Annotated in this window: 9 protein-coding genes (1 of these 9 only partly in view); 1 reads left to right on the forward strand and 8 read right to left on the reverse strand. The window is 64.2% G+C overall.

The features are described from left to right. Positions 1–1743 carry the 3' portion of a M23 family metallopeptidase gene (locus NKI64_RS00925; protein ID WP_352666204.1) on the forward strand. Its footprint begins 228 nt before the window's first position, so the window shows 1743 of its 1971 coding nt (coding positions 229–1971); the start codon falls outside the window, past its left edge; its stop codon occupies positions 1741–1743. A 173-nt stretch (positions 1744–1916) separates the two neighbouring features. On the opposite strand, the gene NKI64_RS00930 is transcribed toward NKI64_RS00925, so the two are convergent. From NKI64_RS00930 to ptsP, 8 genes are all read right to left on the reverse strand, one after another. Beyond that, positions 1917–3476, reverse strand: a complete 1560-nt coding sequence (locus NKI64_RS00930; RefSeq protein ID WP_023824674.1) for an MFS transporter — start codon at positions 3474–3476, stop codon at positions 1917–1919. 102 nt (positions 3477–3578) lie between these two features. Beyond that, the gene (locus NKI64_RS00935) at positions 3579–5096 is read right to left on the reverse strand and encodes a L,D-transpeptidase family protein (protein ID WP_023822820.1); all 1518 of its coding nucleotides are present in this window, start codon (positions 5094–5096) and stop codon (positions 3579–3581) included. Positions 5097–5388: 292 nt separating this feature from the next. Then, positions 5389–5745 carry an MmcQ/YjbR family DNA-binding protein gene (locus tag NKI64_RS00940; protein WP_023685771.1) on the reverse strand — a complete coding sequence of 119 codons (357 nt, stop codon included), beginning with the start codon at positions 5743–5745 and terminating at the stop codon, positions 5389–5391. Positions 5746–5816: 71 nt separating this feature from the next. Next, on the reverse strand, positions 5817–8423 hold the full coding sequence (clpB, locus tag NKI64_RS00945; protein ID WP_023672968.1) for an ATP-dependent chaperone ClpB: 2607 nt from the start codon (positions 8421–8423) through the stop codon (positions 5817–5819). A 208-nt stretch (positions 8424–8631) separates the two neighbouring features. Then, positions 8632–9627, reverse strand: coding sequence for a DUF4167 domain-containing protein (locus NKI64_RS00950; protein ID WP_023748456.1), 996 nt, complete (start codon positions 9625–9627; stop codon positions 8632–8634). Between the two features lie 304 nt (positions 9628–9931). Then, on the reverse strand, positions 9932–10810 hold the full coding sequence (gene prmC / locus NKI64_RS00955) for a peptide chain release factor N(5)-glutamine methyltransferase (protein WP_352666206.1): 879 nt from the start codon (positions 10808–10810) through the stop codon (positions 9932–9934). Continuing rightward, on the reverse strand, positions 10803–11882 hold the full coding sequence (gene prfA, locus NKI64_RS00960) for a peptide chain release factor 1 (protein ID WP_023686670.1): 1080 nt from the start codon (positions 11880–11882) through the stop codon (positions 10803–10805). The genes prmC and prfA overlap by 8 nt, the downstream gene beginning before the upstream one ends. An 8-nt stretch (positions 11883–11890) precedes the next feature. Further along, positions 11891–14161 (reverse strand): phosphoenolpyruvate--protein phosphotransferase, encoded by a 2271-nt coding sequence (gene ptsP / locus NKI64_RS00965; RefSeq protein ID WP_023672972.1) that lies wholly within the window; start codon positions 14159–14161, stop codon positions 11891–11893. Positions 14162–14182 lie beyond the last annotated feature (21 nt).

A 14182-nucleotide genomic window follows, 5' to 3' on the forward strand; every position in this document is an offset into this window, starting at 1 on the left:
GAAAGCGGCGGCGATTCCGGCGAGGTCGCCAAGACCACCAGGCTGGTGGCGCCGCGCCAGATCGCCAAGGCCAAGGACCGCCGGCGCATGGAAGTGTCGATGGTGACCAAGGTCGGTGACCGCGACGTTATCCACACCATGCCGTTCGTGCAGATCAAGATGGCGCTGGCCGCCGGCCACACCACCAACCGCGCCTATCCGCCTTTCGACCCGATGCAGGTGTTCGGCGACGATGGCGACTCGACGCCGGCGCAGCCGGCGACGGCTGCCGCAGTTGGGGGCCAGATCTACGGCGCCAAGGTCGAAAGCGAGATGAGCCTGAAGACGGTCGATTTCCCGGTCGAGACGGCCTCCTTCGACGAGAAAAGCGACCTGTCCGCCGACGAGGTGGAAAAAGTGGTGCGCGAAGCCGGCACCGACCTCAGCGACGGCGCCGTGCAGGTCGCCTCGCTGCATTATGTCGACCCGCAGCGATTCGGCGATGCCTTCGCCGAATCGATGGCCGGCTCCTACGACGTCAAGATCGTGCCGGAAAACGTCTCGGTGGCGCCGCGCGTCGCGCTCGACGACCAGACCCCGGCTTTCGCCGAGGAAATCATTCCCTTCACCAGGGACCGCGACATTGCCGAGGCCTTCGCCGATTCGGGCTATACGGGCGATGACGCCACCGGCATGGCGGAGGCGATCGGTAAGCTGCTCAACGCACCGGCGCTGAAGGCCGGAACCGTGCTGCGGGTCGGGCTCGAGGTACATGGCGACGCCGCCAAGGTCGTTCGCACCAGCGTCTATGACAAGACAACGCACATCGTCACCATCGCGCTCGACGACCGCGGCCAGTATGTGCCGGCGCAGGAACCTGAGCCGAACCCCGAATTGCTGACCGCGTTCGACGATTCGTCGGCACCGGTGGTGGTGCGCGGCAATCTGCCGAACGTTTATGACGGCATCTACCGCGCCGCCTATTCCTACGGCATGTCGAAGAAGCTGACCCAGCAATTGGTCAAGCTCCTGGCCTCCGGCGTCGACTTCCAGTCCAGGCTCAATCCATCGGACCGCATCGACGTGCTGTTCTCGCAGCCGGACGGCGACGACCAGGCCTCCGACGAATCGGAACTGCTCTATGTCTCGTCGACCTTCGGCGGCCAGACACGCAATTTCTACCGCTTCCAGATGCAGGACGGCTCGACCGACTATTTCGACGAGGACGGATCGAGCGCCGAGCAGTTCCTGCTGCGCAATCCCCTGCCGGCCGGGAAATTCCGCTCCGGCTTCGGCGCCCGCCGGCATCCGATCCTCGGTTATGTCCGCATGCATACCGGCGTCGACTGGGCGGCGCCGATCGGAACGCCGATCATCGCCGCCGGCAACGGCACCATCGAAAAGGCCGGTTGGGCCGGCGGCTACGGCAAGCAGATCATCATCCGCCATGCCAATGGCTACGAGACCTCCTATAATCACCAGAGCGCCTTTGCCAAAGGCATCGAACCGGGCGTTCATGTCCGCCAGGGCCAGACCATCGGCTTCCTCGGTCAGACCGGCCTCTCCACCGGTCCGCATCTTCACTACGAGCTGATCGTCAACGGCACCAAGGTCGACCCGATGCGCGTGCGCCTGCCGGTCGGCAAGGTGCTGAAGGGCGACGACCTGGTCGCTTTCAAGCGCGAGCGCGAGCGCATCGATGAACTGCTCAAGCAGGAAGACAGCAATCCGCTGAAGGTCGCGAGCGCCAAGATCGAAGGCTAATGCATGTCGCCCAGAAGTGTGCCGCGGTTCTGGGACAACGACATGCCTCAAAACAAACACTTAAAGCGCGTCGTATGAATCCGTTTCAGCGCGACGCGCTTTAAGCCGTCACACTCGACGCCGGCGAATCATAATCGCCCCATCAGAGCATTCCGAATCGGGTCGGCTCCGAATCAGGTCGACTGCTCCTCTTCGGCTCGTGACCAAGGCAGCTTTTGCCCCGAAACGGTGGCCCAGGCGATAACAGCGGCAAGGAGGCAAAGCACGGCCGTCACTGTCGACACGGCCGCGAACGCCGCATCGCTGGCGGCGAGCCGTGTTGCATCAAGGTCTGGCGCCAGGCCGGCCAATGCCGGTTCTCCGAACCCCGGAATGCCCGGCCTGACGCTGGTATCGAGCATCGTCGAATAGACCCAGGCCGCGAGCGAGCCCATCGCCGCCACAGCAATCAGCCCGCCAATGCGCGAAACCGCATTGTTGATGCCGGAAGCGGCGCCGGTATCCTTGTCCTCGACCGCGGTCATGACCGCCGTCGACAGCGGCGACACCACCAGCGCCATGCCGAGCCCCATCACGGCCATCAGCGGAAAGATACCGGTCCAGAAATTGTGCATGCCGGCATGAGTGAGCAAAGCCAGCCCGGCAAAGGCGATGGCAACTACCAGGCAGCCGCTGGCGATCGGAAAACGCGGACCGATGCGATCCGACCACTGGCCGACGAGACCCGACAGCAGCGCGATCGACGCCGACAGCGGCAGGAAGATGAAACCGACCTCTTTGGTGCTCAGCCCCCATCCGGCGATCAACAGCATCGGCAGGTAGAACAGATTGGCCGACAGGGCGAAATACAGGAAGAAGGTGGCGAGGTTGGCGCCGGCAAAGGCGCCGATCCGAAACAGCTTGAGATCGATCATCGGCTCGCGCTGCCGAAGCTCGAAGACGATGAAGATGATAAGCAGCACGGCGCCTGCGGCGATGCTCGGCCGCGACATCAGCCCGCTGCCTTCGGCGCTCATCGAGGTCAGTCCGTAGGCAAGCGCCCCGAAGGCAAGCGTGGCGAGAGCGGCGCCGCCGAGATCGAGGCTTCGCTTCTCCGTCGGCGCGTCGGCGGGAATCTTGGCCAGCAGGAGATAGATCGAGATCAGCCCGAGCGGCAGGTTGACGGCGAAGATCGCCCGCCAGATACCGCCGCCAAAGGCCGACAGAACGAAGCCGCCGAGCACCGGACCGAGCGCAGTCGTCAGCGCCGAGGCGGCGGCCCAGATGCCGATCGCCCGGCCGCGCTCCTTCTTCGGATAGGCCTTGGCGATGATGGCGAGGCTGCCCGGCACCATGATCGCCGCACCAATGCCCTGAATGGCGCGAAAGGCGATGAGCACCAGCGCATTCGGCGCCACCGCGCAGGCCAGCGAAGCGACGATGAACAGCGCAATGCCGGCAACGAAGGCGCGCCTGAGGCCAAACCGGTCGCCGGCGGCGCCGCCGGCCAGAATCAGCGCCGACAGCGTCAGCGCATAGGCGTTGGAAATCCACTGGACCTCGGCCAGGCTGGCGCCGAGGTCGACGCGCATTGCCGGCATGGCAATGGCCAGGATCGACCCGTCGATGAAGCCGAGCGCTGACGCCAGGATCGCCGCTACCAGCACGAACTTGCGCTGCGACTGCGGGCAAAATGTACCGTTGGAAAGCGACCTGGTCAGGGGAACGGCTGCGGCTTCGCTCGGAGACTTCATGAGCGTCTGCTTAGACTTGTTGCGGGCCGGCAACAACCGGCCAGCGCCCTGCGCTCATGAATCCAGCTTTGGATATCGGTCTGCCTTGTGGGCAGGCCGACATCACTGCGCTGGAGCGCTCGCTTGCTCCGCAACATCATCGGCCGAGGGACCGCCGACGAACTCGACGGTGACGCCCGGCGACACCAGCTTGGCCAGCTCGCGCGCATCCCAATTTGTCAGGCGCACGCAGCCATGGCTTTCGGTCTTGCCTATCTTGGAGGGATCGGGCGTGCCGTGAATGCCATAGGTCGGCTTGTCCAGCGCGATCCACACCGAGCCGACCGGGCCGTTCGGACCCGGGGGGATGGTCAGGATCTTGTCGTTCTGGCCCTGCTTGAAATTGATGCTGGGGTTGTAGGTGTAGTTCGGATCGAGCGCGACGCGCGACACCGTATGGGTGCCGGTCGGCGAGGGCGTGTCGGCTGAACCGATGGTGGCCGGATAGGCCGCGACCAGCTTGCCACCGGCATCGTAGGCGAACACCTGCTTCTTGTCCTTGTCGGCGACGATGCGGGCAACCGGCGTCGCCACCAGCCTGCCGAAATTGGCGACCTTGATGATGGTGCCGGGACGGCTGAAGTCGGCCTCGGGATTGAGCCCCTTCAGGTAGTTCTCGTCCATGTGGAACCGTTCGGCCAAGGCTTCGGTGACGGAGGTGTAAGCCATGCGGTCGAGCTGCGCCTTCTGGCTGTAATCCTCCGGTATCGAGGCGACATAAGGCCCGGCCGCGTCCTCGGGCGTGATCGTATAATTGGCGAAAGCATCGCCACCGGTTTGCGCCAGCGCAGCCTGGATGCCGACCGCGTCGGTCGAGCGCAGATTGCTGCCGGTGATCTGGTTGTAGGCGGCAAGCGCCTTGTCGACATTGGAGCCGAAGCGCCCGTCGACGACGCCGGGTGAAGCGCCGGCGCGGTCGAGCAGCACCTGCAAGGCGGCTACATCCTGGCGTGCGCCGAGTGAAAGCGAGGGATCGACCACGGTCTTGCCACCGGCTTTCGGCGGCAGCGCGCCCTGGTCGGCGGGCGCCGCCGGTTCGGCGGGATCGATAGAGGCTTCGTTCAGCGGCTTGCGCTTGACGGGCCGCGGTTCAGCGGATTTCGGCGCTTCCGGATAAGTGTCGCTGTCATTGGCATCATCCTGCGGAGCGGCCCCCAGGAATCTGTCGCTTTCAGGATCGTATTCATCAACCGGCGGGCCGGGGATTCGTCCCTGATCGTCCAGTTGCCTGCGGCGGAAACGCGCCATGTCTTCGGGATCGTCGAGATAGTAGCGGTCGTCGTCTTCGACCGGTGCGCGTCCAAGCTCACGTGCCCGCATTTCCCGGCGCAGCGCGCGGCGGTCGAGCCTGGTCTGCGGCGGCTGGATGGCGATGACCTTGCCGGTCTCGGCATCGACGATGACGCGGTTGCCCCTGGCGTCGTAATAGATGTCGAGATTGCCGTCCTGGGCAAGCACAATGCCGCCGCTATCGGCGGCGCGGACGGCCGGCAGTGCGTTGTCCACAGTCGGCGATGCCATGGCGCTGGACGTGAGCAGCCCGGCGGCGAGCACCGAAAAGGCAAGGATCGTGCGGAACATGGTGGTCAAACTCTCCGGTACTTACAGCGCCGCGCGTCCGTTTGGACGCGCAAAGGACGCTGTAACACTTCATGTCTGCGCATGATCCTTTCCGAAAATCGAATTTCGATTTTCGGGGTCATGCGTAATTGCCGCCGCCCGGCAGTGTTCCCACCAGAACGTTCTCGCCACCGTTTGGATGCGCAAGGAACGCCCTGATCGTCAAAAGCCTGCAGGCAAACCCCTTCGCCAGCAAACCACAACATAAGCTTTCCAACATGAACCGGGCATGAAGATGGCGGATTACTGGTTGCTACAGGCCCAATTCCTTGCGCGTCTGCTTCGTCAGCTTGAGGACGACGAGGCGGTGGCTTTCGCCGAGATAGTCCTTCAGCGCATCATCATCCATGCTCTGGCTTGTCTGACGCTGGATCCATTTCATGCCGCGCGAGGCGAGATAGGGCGCCGGCCGGCAGCCGGGCTGATCCTTCAGCACGTCATAAGCCATTTCAGAGCATTTGAAGGTGACGAAGACGCCACCCTCCCGGTCATGGCCGGCGATGGTGAAGACCTTGCCACCGACTTTCCAGACATCGGCCCCGCCCCACTGCACGACATGCGTCGTCTGCGGCAGCGAGGCGCAGAAGCTGTTGTAGTCGTCCAGCGTCATCTGCACCCCCGTCAAAGGATTGTTGTTTCATAAGAAAATGCCGCGCGTCCGGTCGGACGCGCGGCGTTGGATCAGGCTGCCGCGTCGGTCGGCACCACAGTGGGCCTGGACCGGAAATTCAACCGGTCGGAGCCGGCGGTGACCTTGACGGTCGAGCCGTCGAGTATCTCGCCAAGCAGGATTTTTTCCGCCAGCGGATCTTGCAGGTCCTTCTGCATCACCCGCTTCAGCGGCCGCGCGCCATAGGCCGGGTCGTAGCCCTTCGCCGCCAGCCAGTCGATCGAATCCTGGTCGAGCGACAGTGTGATCTTGCGGTCGGCGAGCAGGCTTTCCAGCCGCTTGAGCTGGATCTCGACGATGCGGCCCATATCCTGCCGGCGCAGCCGGTGGAACAGGATCACCTCGTCGACGCGGTTGAGGAACTCCGGCCTGAACGAGGCTCTCACCACGCTCATAACCTCGTCGCGCACGGCATCGACGTCCTGCTCTTCGCCGAGATTGACCAGATATTCGGCGCCGAGGTTCGACGTCATGACGATCAGCGTGTTGCGGAAGTCGACCGTGCGGCCCTGCCCGTCGGTCAGCCGCCCGTCGTCGAGCACCTGCAACAGCACGTTGAAGACATCCGGATGCGCCTTCTCGATCTCGTCGAACAGCACGACCTGATAGGGCCGGCGCCGCACCGCTTCGGTCAGCGCACCGCCTTCCTCATAGCCGACATAACCGGGAGGCGCTCCGATCAGCCGGGCGACCGAGTGCTTCTCCATGTATTCCGACATGTCGATGCGCACCATAGCGCTCTCGTCGTCGAACAGGAAATTGGCCAGCGCCTTGGTCAGTTCGGTCTTGCCGACGCCGGTCGGTCCGAGGAACATGAACGAGCCGATCGGCCGGTTCGGATCCTGCAGCCCGGCCCGGGCACGACGCACGGCCTTGGACACCGCCTGTACCGCTTCGCCCTGGCCGACGACTCGCTTGCCGATCTCGTCTTCCATGCGCAGCAGCTTGTCGCGCTCGCCCTGCAGCATCTTGTCGACCGGAATGCCGGTCCAACGCGACACGATATGGGCGACGTGGTCGGGCGTGACCACCTCTTCGACCATGCCGGCCTTGCCGTCCTGGGCTTCGGCTTCCTTCAGCTTCTTTTCCAGTTCCGGGATCTTGCCATAGGCAAGCTCGCCGGCGCGCTGGAATTCACCCTTGCGCTGGGCAATGGCGAGGTCGTTGCGGGCCGCGTCGAGCTGCTTCTTGAGGTCAGCGGCGAGGCCAAGCTTCTGCTTCTCCGACTGCCATTTGGCGGTGATCTCGGTCGATTCCTCCTCGAGGCCGACGAGTTCCTTTTCGAGACGCGCGAGCCGGTCCTTTGACGCCTCGTCCTTCTCGACCTTCAGTGCCTCGCGCTCGATCTTGAGCTGCATGATGCGGCGATCGATTTCGTCCAGCGCCTCGGGCTTGGAATCGACCTGCATCCTCAGCCGCGACGCGGCTTCGTCGACAAGGTCGATCGCCTTGTCCGGCAGGAAACGGTCGGCGATGTAGCGGTTGGACAAGGTCGCCGCCGCGACCAGCGCCGAATCCGAGATGCGCACCTTGTGGTGCTGCTCGTACTTCTCCTTCAGGCCACGCAGGATCGACACGGTATCTTCCACCGACGGCTCGTTGACAAAGACCGGCTGGAACCGGCGGGCAAGGGCCGCGTCCTTCTCGACATGCTTCCTGTATTCATCGAGCGTGGTCGCGCCGACGCAGTGCAGTTCGCCGCGCGCCAGCGCCGGCTTCAACAGGTTCGAAGCGTCCATGGCGCCATCGGCCTTGCCGGCGCCGACCAGCGTGTGCATCTCGTCGATGAACAGGATGATGCCGCCGGCCGCCGAGGTGACTTCGTTGAGCACGGCCTTCAGCCGCTCCTCGAACTCGCCGCGATATTTGGCGCCGGCAATCAGCGCGCCCATGTCGAGCGCCATCAACTGCTTGTCCTTCAGCGATTCGGGCACGTCGCCATTGACGATGCGCAGCGCCAGACCTTCGGCGATCGCCGTTTTGCCGACGCCCGGCTCGCCGATCAGCACCGGGTTGTTCTTGGTACGCCGCGACAGCACCTGGATGGTGCGGCGGATCTCGTCGTCACGGCCAATCACAGGGTCGAGCTTGCCGGCGCGGGCATCGGCGGTGAGGTCGCGCGCGTATTTCTTCAGCGCGTCATAGCCCTGCTCGGCGCTCGCCGAATCGGCGGTACGGCCCTTGCGGACGTCGTTGATCACCTGGTTCAGCGCCTGCGCTGTGACGCCGGCCTTGGACAGGATATCGGCCGTCTTGGCCGACTTCTCCATCGCCAGCGCCTGCAGCAGCCGCTCGACCGTGACAAAACTGTCGCCGGCTTTCTTGGCCAATTCCTCGGCGGTCGAAAACACCTTGGCCAGCGGCTGCGCCAGATAAAGCTGGCCGTTGCCGCCTTCCACCTTGGGCATGGCCTCAAGGGCGGTCTCGACGCCAAGCTTGACGTCGCGCACGTTGCCGCCGGCGCGCTCGATCAGCGAGGCGGCCAGCCCCTCGTCGTCATCGACGAGGACCTTCAGCATATGTTCGGGAGTGAATTGCTGGTGATTGCGCGAGAGCGCCATGGTCTGGGCGGACTGAATGAATCCGCGGACGCGCTCGGAGTATTTCTCGAGGTTCATATCTGTCTCCTTCCATCACCGGCCCGCTTTGCGGCACCGGATCAGATTGCGGTGACGGACCCGCTCATCCGAGCCGGGTCCAGTTCACGCCAGATATGGGGCGCAAGCCATTGCCGCTCAAGACGTCCGGCTGATGATATTGCATGGCCGAGCAAACGAAAACGGCGGAGATTTCTCTCCGCCGTTTCATCGACTTATGTCTTATGGGTCAGTTGTTGGCGTCGACGGCGAACGGGTCGCCGGCAGGGCTTTCGGCCGGCGCCGCATCCACCACGTCAATAGCGGCAGCGGTCTCGCCGGCGCCATCCACCACCTGGCCACCACCAGACTGTTCGTCACCGACCTGATCGGCATTGTTGCGCGGGCGGCGCGGACGCCGCGGGCGACGGGCAGCGCCGCTCTCGGCGGCTGCCTCATTGAGTTCGGCCCGGGCGGCAAGAGCCGCCGGCGACAGGTTTTCGTACAGCGGCGCCGGCTCGGAGAAACCGCTCTCGGCTTCGGGCTCAACCGCGGAAACGGTTTCCGCCTGTGCCGGGGTTTCGGTGAAGCGCTGCTGGTCGCCGCGCTGGCCGTTCTGCTCGCCACGCTGGGCAAAGTCGCCACGCTGGTCGTTCTGGCCATAGCCGCCATTGGGGCGGCGGTCACGGTTGCGGCCATTGTTGTCGCGGCCGTTGTTGTTGCGGCCATTATTGTCACGGCCATTATTGTCACGGCCACTGTTGTTCTCGCGGCCGTTTTCCTGGCCGTATGCGAGTTCGGCCGGCGTGCCCTCAATCGTCGGCTGCGGACCGTTGCCGTGGTTCGCCATCGGCGCTTGAGTCTCGCCGCCATTGCCGCTGCCGGCATTGTCAAAATCGTCGCGATCTTCATCGTCGTCGAATTCGTCGCGGTTCTGCGGGGCATTCTGGATCGGCATCTGCGCCTGTGCGGCGGCAATGATGCGGTTGTAGTGCTCGGCGTGCTGGAGGTAATTTTCCGCCATAACCCGGTCGCCGGAGCTTTGGGCATCACGGGCCAGAGTGGCGTATTTTTCGGCGATCTGCTGAGCCGATCCACGGATTTTCACGTCCGGGCCGTTGCTCTCGTAGTTGCGCGTCAGGGGATTTGGGCCCTTGCGGTTGTTGTTGTTGTTATTGTTGTTGCCACCGCCGCCGCCATTGTTGTTGCGACCGCGCATGCGCCTGTTCTGCTGTTGTGGCCTCATAAGACTCTCTTCATTTTGAAATTTTCGAAAAACGTTTCGCGAACGGAGGCGCTCATGCAGCCAGCCGTTTCGTTTCTTCACCGGCGTTCGCCCGCATCAATTGCGTTGGCGCCACGTGTCATCCTGTTCCGGTTACATCACTTGCCGGACGATTCCCGCACGAAGCTTGGGCGTCGTTTGCGCAAGAAGGCAGCTATTTCCAAGGAAAACCGAATCGCTAAGAGCACTGCCTGCTTCGTCTCATCCGGTTAGGGCGGACCCTAGCCGCATTCCCCGGCATTGCCAAGCGCTTTTTTGCACTGCGTCAAGGCTTTCCCTGTTCAAACATAAGAACCCTGTCGTTTCCGCCAAGATCGACAAATGCCCCGGCCAGCCTGTAGCCGGCTGCCGCGAATATGTCTTTGACCTCATTGCGCTGCGTGTGGCCGATCTCGACCGCTATCTTGCCTTCTGCTTCCAGAAACTTTGCCGCCTCGGCGGCGATGATCCTGTAGGGGCCAAGACCGTCCACACCGCCATCAAGGGCTCTGTGCGGATCGAAATCGCGGACCTCGTCCTGCAGATTTCCAATGTCTCTAGACGATATATAGGGAGGGTTTGCGGCAATTACATGGTATCGGCCCGAAACTTTTTCGAACCAGTCAGACTGCAGCCCCACGAACCGGCCGGCGAGTCCGAGTTGCTCGGCATTGCGTATCGCGGTTGCCAGCGCGTCTTGTGAAATATCGACCCCGGTGGCGGTCGCGGCCGGAACCGCGCTGAGCAGCGCCAGCGCAATCGCGCCGGTACCGGTGCCGAGATCGAGGATACGGCATTCCCCCAGCCTTTCGGCCGTCGCGCCGGCAAAAGGCAGGATCGCCTCGACCAGCGTTTCGGTGTCCGGCCGCGGCTCCAGCGTTTCCGGCGACAGCGACAGCCGCAGGCCGTAAAACTCGCGAAACCCGAGGATGCGGTGAACCGGTTCGCCGGCCATGCGGCGCTGCAGAGCAGCGCCGATTGCGGCAACCGCACCCGCATCGACCGTCCGTTGCGGGTCGGCGATCGCCTGCGTACGGTCCGTGCCGGAAAAATGCTCGACGATAAGCCTGGCATCCAGCGCCGGGTCGGAAAGGCCGGCCGCGGCAAGCCGCTCCCGCGCCACCCGCAACAACGGCCCGAGCGCGCCGGGCAACATGTCAGCCATCGAAGCCGATATCGGCGAGCAGCTTCGACTGATGGTCGGCGATCAGCGCATTGATGACCTCATCGAGCTCGCCCATCATCACCCGGTCGAGCTTGTAGAGCGTCAGGTTGATACGATGGTCGGTAAGGCGGCCCTGCGGGAAGTTGTAGGTGCGGATGCGCTCCGAACGGTCGCCCGAACCAACCTGCGATTTGCGTGACTCCGAGCGCTCCTCGTCCGCCTTGCTGCGCTCGAGGTCGTAAAGCCGCGCACGCAGAATCTGCATGGCTTTCGCCCGGTTCTGATGCTGCGACTTCTCCGCCTGCACCACCATGATGCCGGTCGGCAAATGGGTGATGCGCACCGCAGAATCGGTGGTGTTGACGTGCTGGCCGCCCGAACCCGAGGCGCGCATCGTGTCGATACGGATGTCTTCGGCGCGAATGTCGATGTCGACCTCTTCGGCCTCCGGCAGTACGGCAACCGTCGCCGCCGAAGTGTGGATGCGCCCGCTGGCCTCGGTCGCCGGCACGCGCTGCACGCGGTGCACGCCGGATTCAAACTTCAGATTGGCAAAGACTCCCCTACCGGAAATGGTGGCGATGATTTCCTTGAAGCCGCCGGCGTCGCCGTCGCTGGCCGACACCGTCTCGAAGCGCCAGCCGCGTTCGGCGGCATAGCGCTCATACATGCGAAACAGGTCGCCGGCGAACAATGCCGCCTCATCGCCGCCGGTGCCGGCGCGGATTTCAAGGATGGCGTTCTTGTCGTCGGCCGCGTCCTTGGGCAACAGCAGGATCTGGATGTCCTTCTGCAGCTCTTCGATTCGCGCTTCGACGCCAGGCAAATCTGCCTCCGCCAGGGCCCGCATCTCGGCGTCGGTGCCCTTGTCGGCAAGCATCGCCTCGAGGTCGGCTTGCTCGCGCTCGACTGAGCGCAGTTCCCTGACCTTGGCCACCATGTCCTGCAGCTCGGCATATTCGGAAGCCATCTTCACATAGGCATCGGCTGCCGGGCCGGCCGACATCTGCGCTTCGAGCATCTCGAAACGCTTGACGACCTGATCCATACGCTCGCGGGGAAGATTGACCATGGCTAATGCTATAGCGGGATGGAGCGGTCGTCGGCGAAGGCCTGCAGCAGCGCCCGCATCGGCAGCCCTTGAGCTGGCGCCATCAGATTGTCGGCAAAGAAAGCCTCCAATTCCTCCAGTGGCAGTTCGGTCAACATCGCCTTGACCGGGCCGATCGAGGCTGGAGACATCGAGATCGAGCGGTAGCCGAGGCCGATCAGCGCCATGGCGGAAATGGGTTTTCCGGCAAGCTCGCCGCACAGCGTCACCGGCGTGTGGTTGCGAACCCCGGCGTCGGCGATCTGCTTCAGAACCCGCAGGAACGGCGTCGACAGCGTGTCGAAGCGGTCGGAGAGCTGCGTGTTCCCCCGATCGACCGCCATGACGAACTGGAACAGGTCGTTGGAGCCGACCGAGACGAAATCGACCGCCTTCATCAACTCGTCGAGCTGGAACAGCAGCGACGGCACTTCCAGCATGGCGCCCACCTTGAGGCTGGTCGGCAGATGGTGGGCAAAGCGGGAGAGATGCCGCACTTCGCGGTCGATGATCTCGCGCGCCTGGGCGATTTCGCCGAGCTCGGTCACCATCGGCAGCATCAGCTTCAGTTCGCGCCCGCCGCAGGCCTTCAGCAGAGCGCGGATCTGGGTCCTGAGCAGACCCGGCCGGTCGAGCGTCAGCCGGATCGCGCGCCAGCCGAGCGCAGGGTTTTCTTCCTGGACAGCGCCCTTGAAGTAGGGCAGCACCTTGTCGCCGCCGATGTCGATGGTGCGGAAGGTGACCGGCTTGCCACGCGCCGCGTCCAGCACGTCGCGGTAGAGCCGCTCCTGCGCCTCGGCGCGCGGGAAGGTCGAGGCGACCATGAACTGCAATTCGGTGCGGAACAGGCCGATGCCGGCCGCACCCGCCTCGGCCAGCTGCGGCAGGTCGACGGCCAGGCCCGCATTCATCAGCAGGTCGACCTGGACGCCGTCCTTGGTCACCGACGGCTTCTTGCGCAGTTCCCGGTAGACTTCCTGCCGGCGCGCCCGGAAGCGCACTTTTTCGGCATAGGCAGCTTCGAGGTCGGGCTGCGGCCGCAGATGGATGGTGCCTTCCTCGCCGTCGACGATGATGGCATCGCCGTTTTCCGCCATGGAAACGGCGCCCTTCATCTGGCCGGCGACCGGAATGCCCATGGCGCGCGCTACGATGACGACATGGCTGGTGGCAGCGCCGTCTTCCAGCACCACGCCGCGCAGCTTGTCCCTGGGATAATCAAGCAGTTCGGCCGCGCCCATCGAGCGCGCGACCAGGATGGCATCCTTCGGCAGTGACGCCGCGACGTCGTCAGGCCCGCGCCCCATCAGCTGGCGCAGCAGCCGGTTGGCGAGATCGTCGAAGTCGCTCATCCTCTCGCGCAAATAAGGATCGGTCATGTGCAGCATGCGGGCGCGCATGTCGCTCTGCACCTTTTCCACCGCCGCTTCCGCCGTCAGGCCGTTGCGGATCGCCTCTTCCAGCCGGCGCACCCAGCCGCGGTCGTTGGCAAACATGCGATACGCCTCGAGCACCTCGCGATGTTCTCCCTCGAAGGCGACATCGCGCCGCTCCAGCATGTCGTCGATGGAAAGCCTGAGCGAACCGAGCGACGTCTCCAGCCGGCGCACCTCTTCCTCACTGTCCTCGTTGAACAGATTGGTGACGACGATGCGTGGCTCATGCAGCACGACATGGCCGAGGCCGACACCCTCGTTGAAGGACAGGCCGGTAAAGCTGACGGGACGGCGCAGGTCGAGTTCGAGGCCGGGCCGGGTCAGGCGCGCGAGATCGCCGGTGGCGATCATCTCGGCGATCACCATGGCGGTCGTTTCCAGCGCCTCGACCTCGTCGTCGCGGTAGTGGCGCATGGTCTTGTTCTGCACCACCAGCACGCCGAGCGTGCGCCCTGCCCTTAGTACCGGCACGCCGAGGAAGGAATTGTAGATCTCTTCGCCGGTCTCCGGCAGGTAGGCGAAGGCCGGATGTTCCTGCGCATTGGAGAGGTTGAGCGGCCGCGCGCTGGCGGCAATGGTGCCGACGAGGCCCTGCCCCAGCCGCAGCTGCGCCAAATGGACGGCGTTCGGGTTCAGACCTTCGGTGGCATAGAGTTCGAGCACCGAATCGGCGCGCAGCACATAGAGCGAGCAGACCTCGGCGACCATGTTGGAGGCGATGTCGCGCACGATCCGGTCGAGCCGCTCCTGCGGCTCCAGCGGCTCCTGCATGAGCTCGCGGAGCCGTTTCAGCAGAACGCGCGGGCCACTGGCCGTATCACGCATCGCGGCTTCTTCTCCAATGGG

Origin of the sequence: Mesorhizobium sp. M0478 (assembly GCF_040321305.1) — a bacterium.
GTDB lineage: Bacteria > Pseudomonadota > Alphaproteobacteria > Rhizobiales > Rhizobiaceae > Mesorhizobium.

Bases quoted from the DNA above. Each gene is read 5' to 3' on its own strand.
- NKI64_RS00930 (WP_023824674.1), bottom strand. From the start codon at position 3,476: ATGAAGTCTCCGAGCGAAGCCGCAGCCGTTCCCCTGACCAGGTCGCTT.
- NKI64_RS00935 (WP_023822820.1), bottom strand. From the start codon at position 5,096: ATGTTCCGCACGATCCTTGCCTTTTCGGTGCTCGCCGCCGGGCTGCTC.
- NKI64_RS00940 (WP_023685771.1), bottom strand. From the start codon at position 5,745: ATGACGCTGGACGACTACAACAGCTTCTGCGCCTCGCTGCCGCAGACG.
- clpB (WP_023672968.1), bottom strand. From the start codon at position 8,423: ATGAACCTCGAGAAATACTCCGAGCGCGTCCGCGGATTCATTCAGTCC.
- NKI64_RS00950 (WP_023748456.1), bottom strand. From the start codon at position 9,627: ATGAGGCCACAACAGCAGAACAGGCGCATGCGCGGTCGCAACAACAAT.
- prmC (WP_352666206.1), bottom strand. From the start codon at position 10,810: ATGGCTGACATGTTGCCCGGCGCGCTCGGGCCGTTGTTGCGGGTGGCG.
- prfA (WP_023686670.1), bottom strand. From the start codon at position 11,882: ATGGTCAATCTTCCCCGCGAGCGTATGGATCAGGTCGTCAAGCGTTTC.
- ptsP (WP_023672972.1), bottom strand. From the start codon at position 14,161: ATGCGTGATACGGCCAGTGGCCCGCGCGTTCTGCTGAAACGGCTCCGC.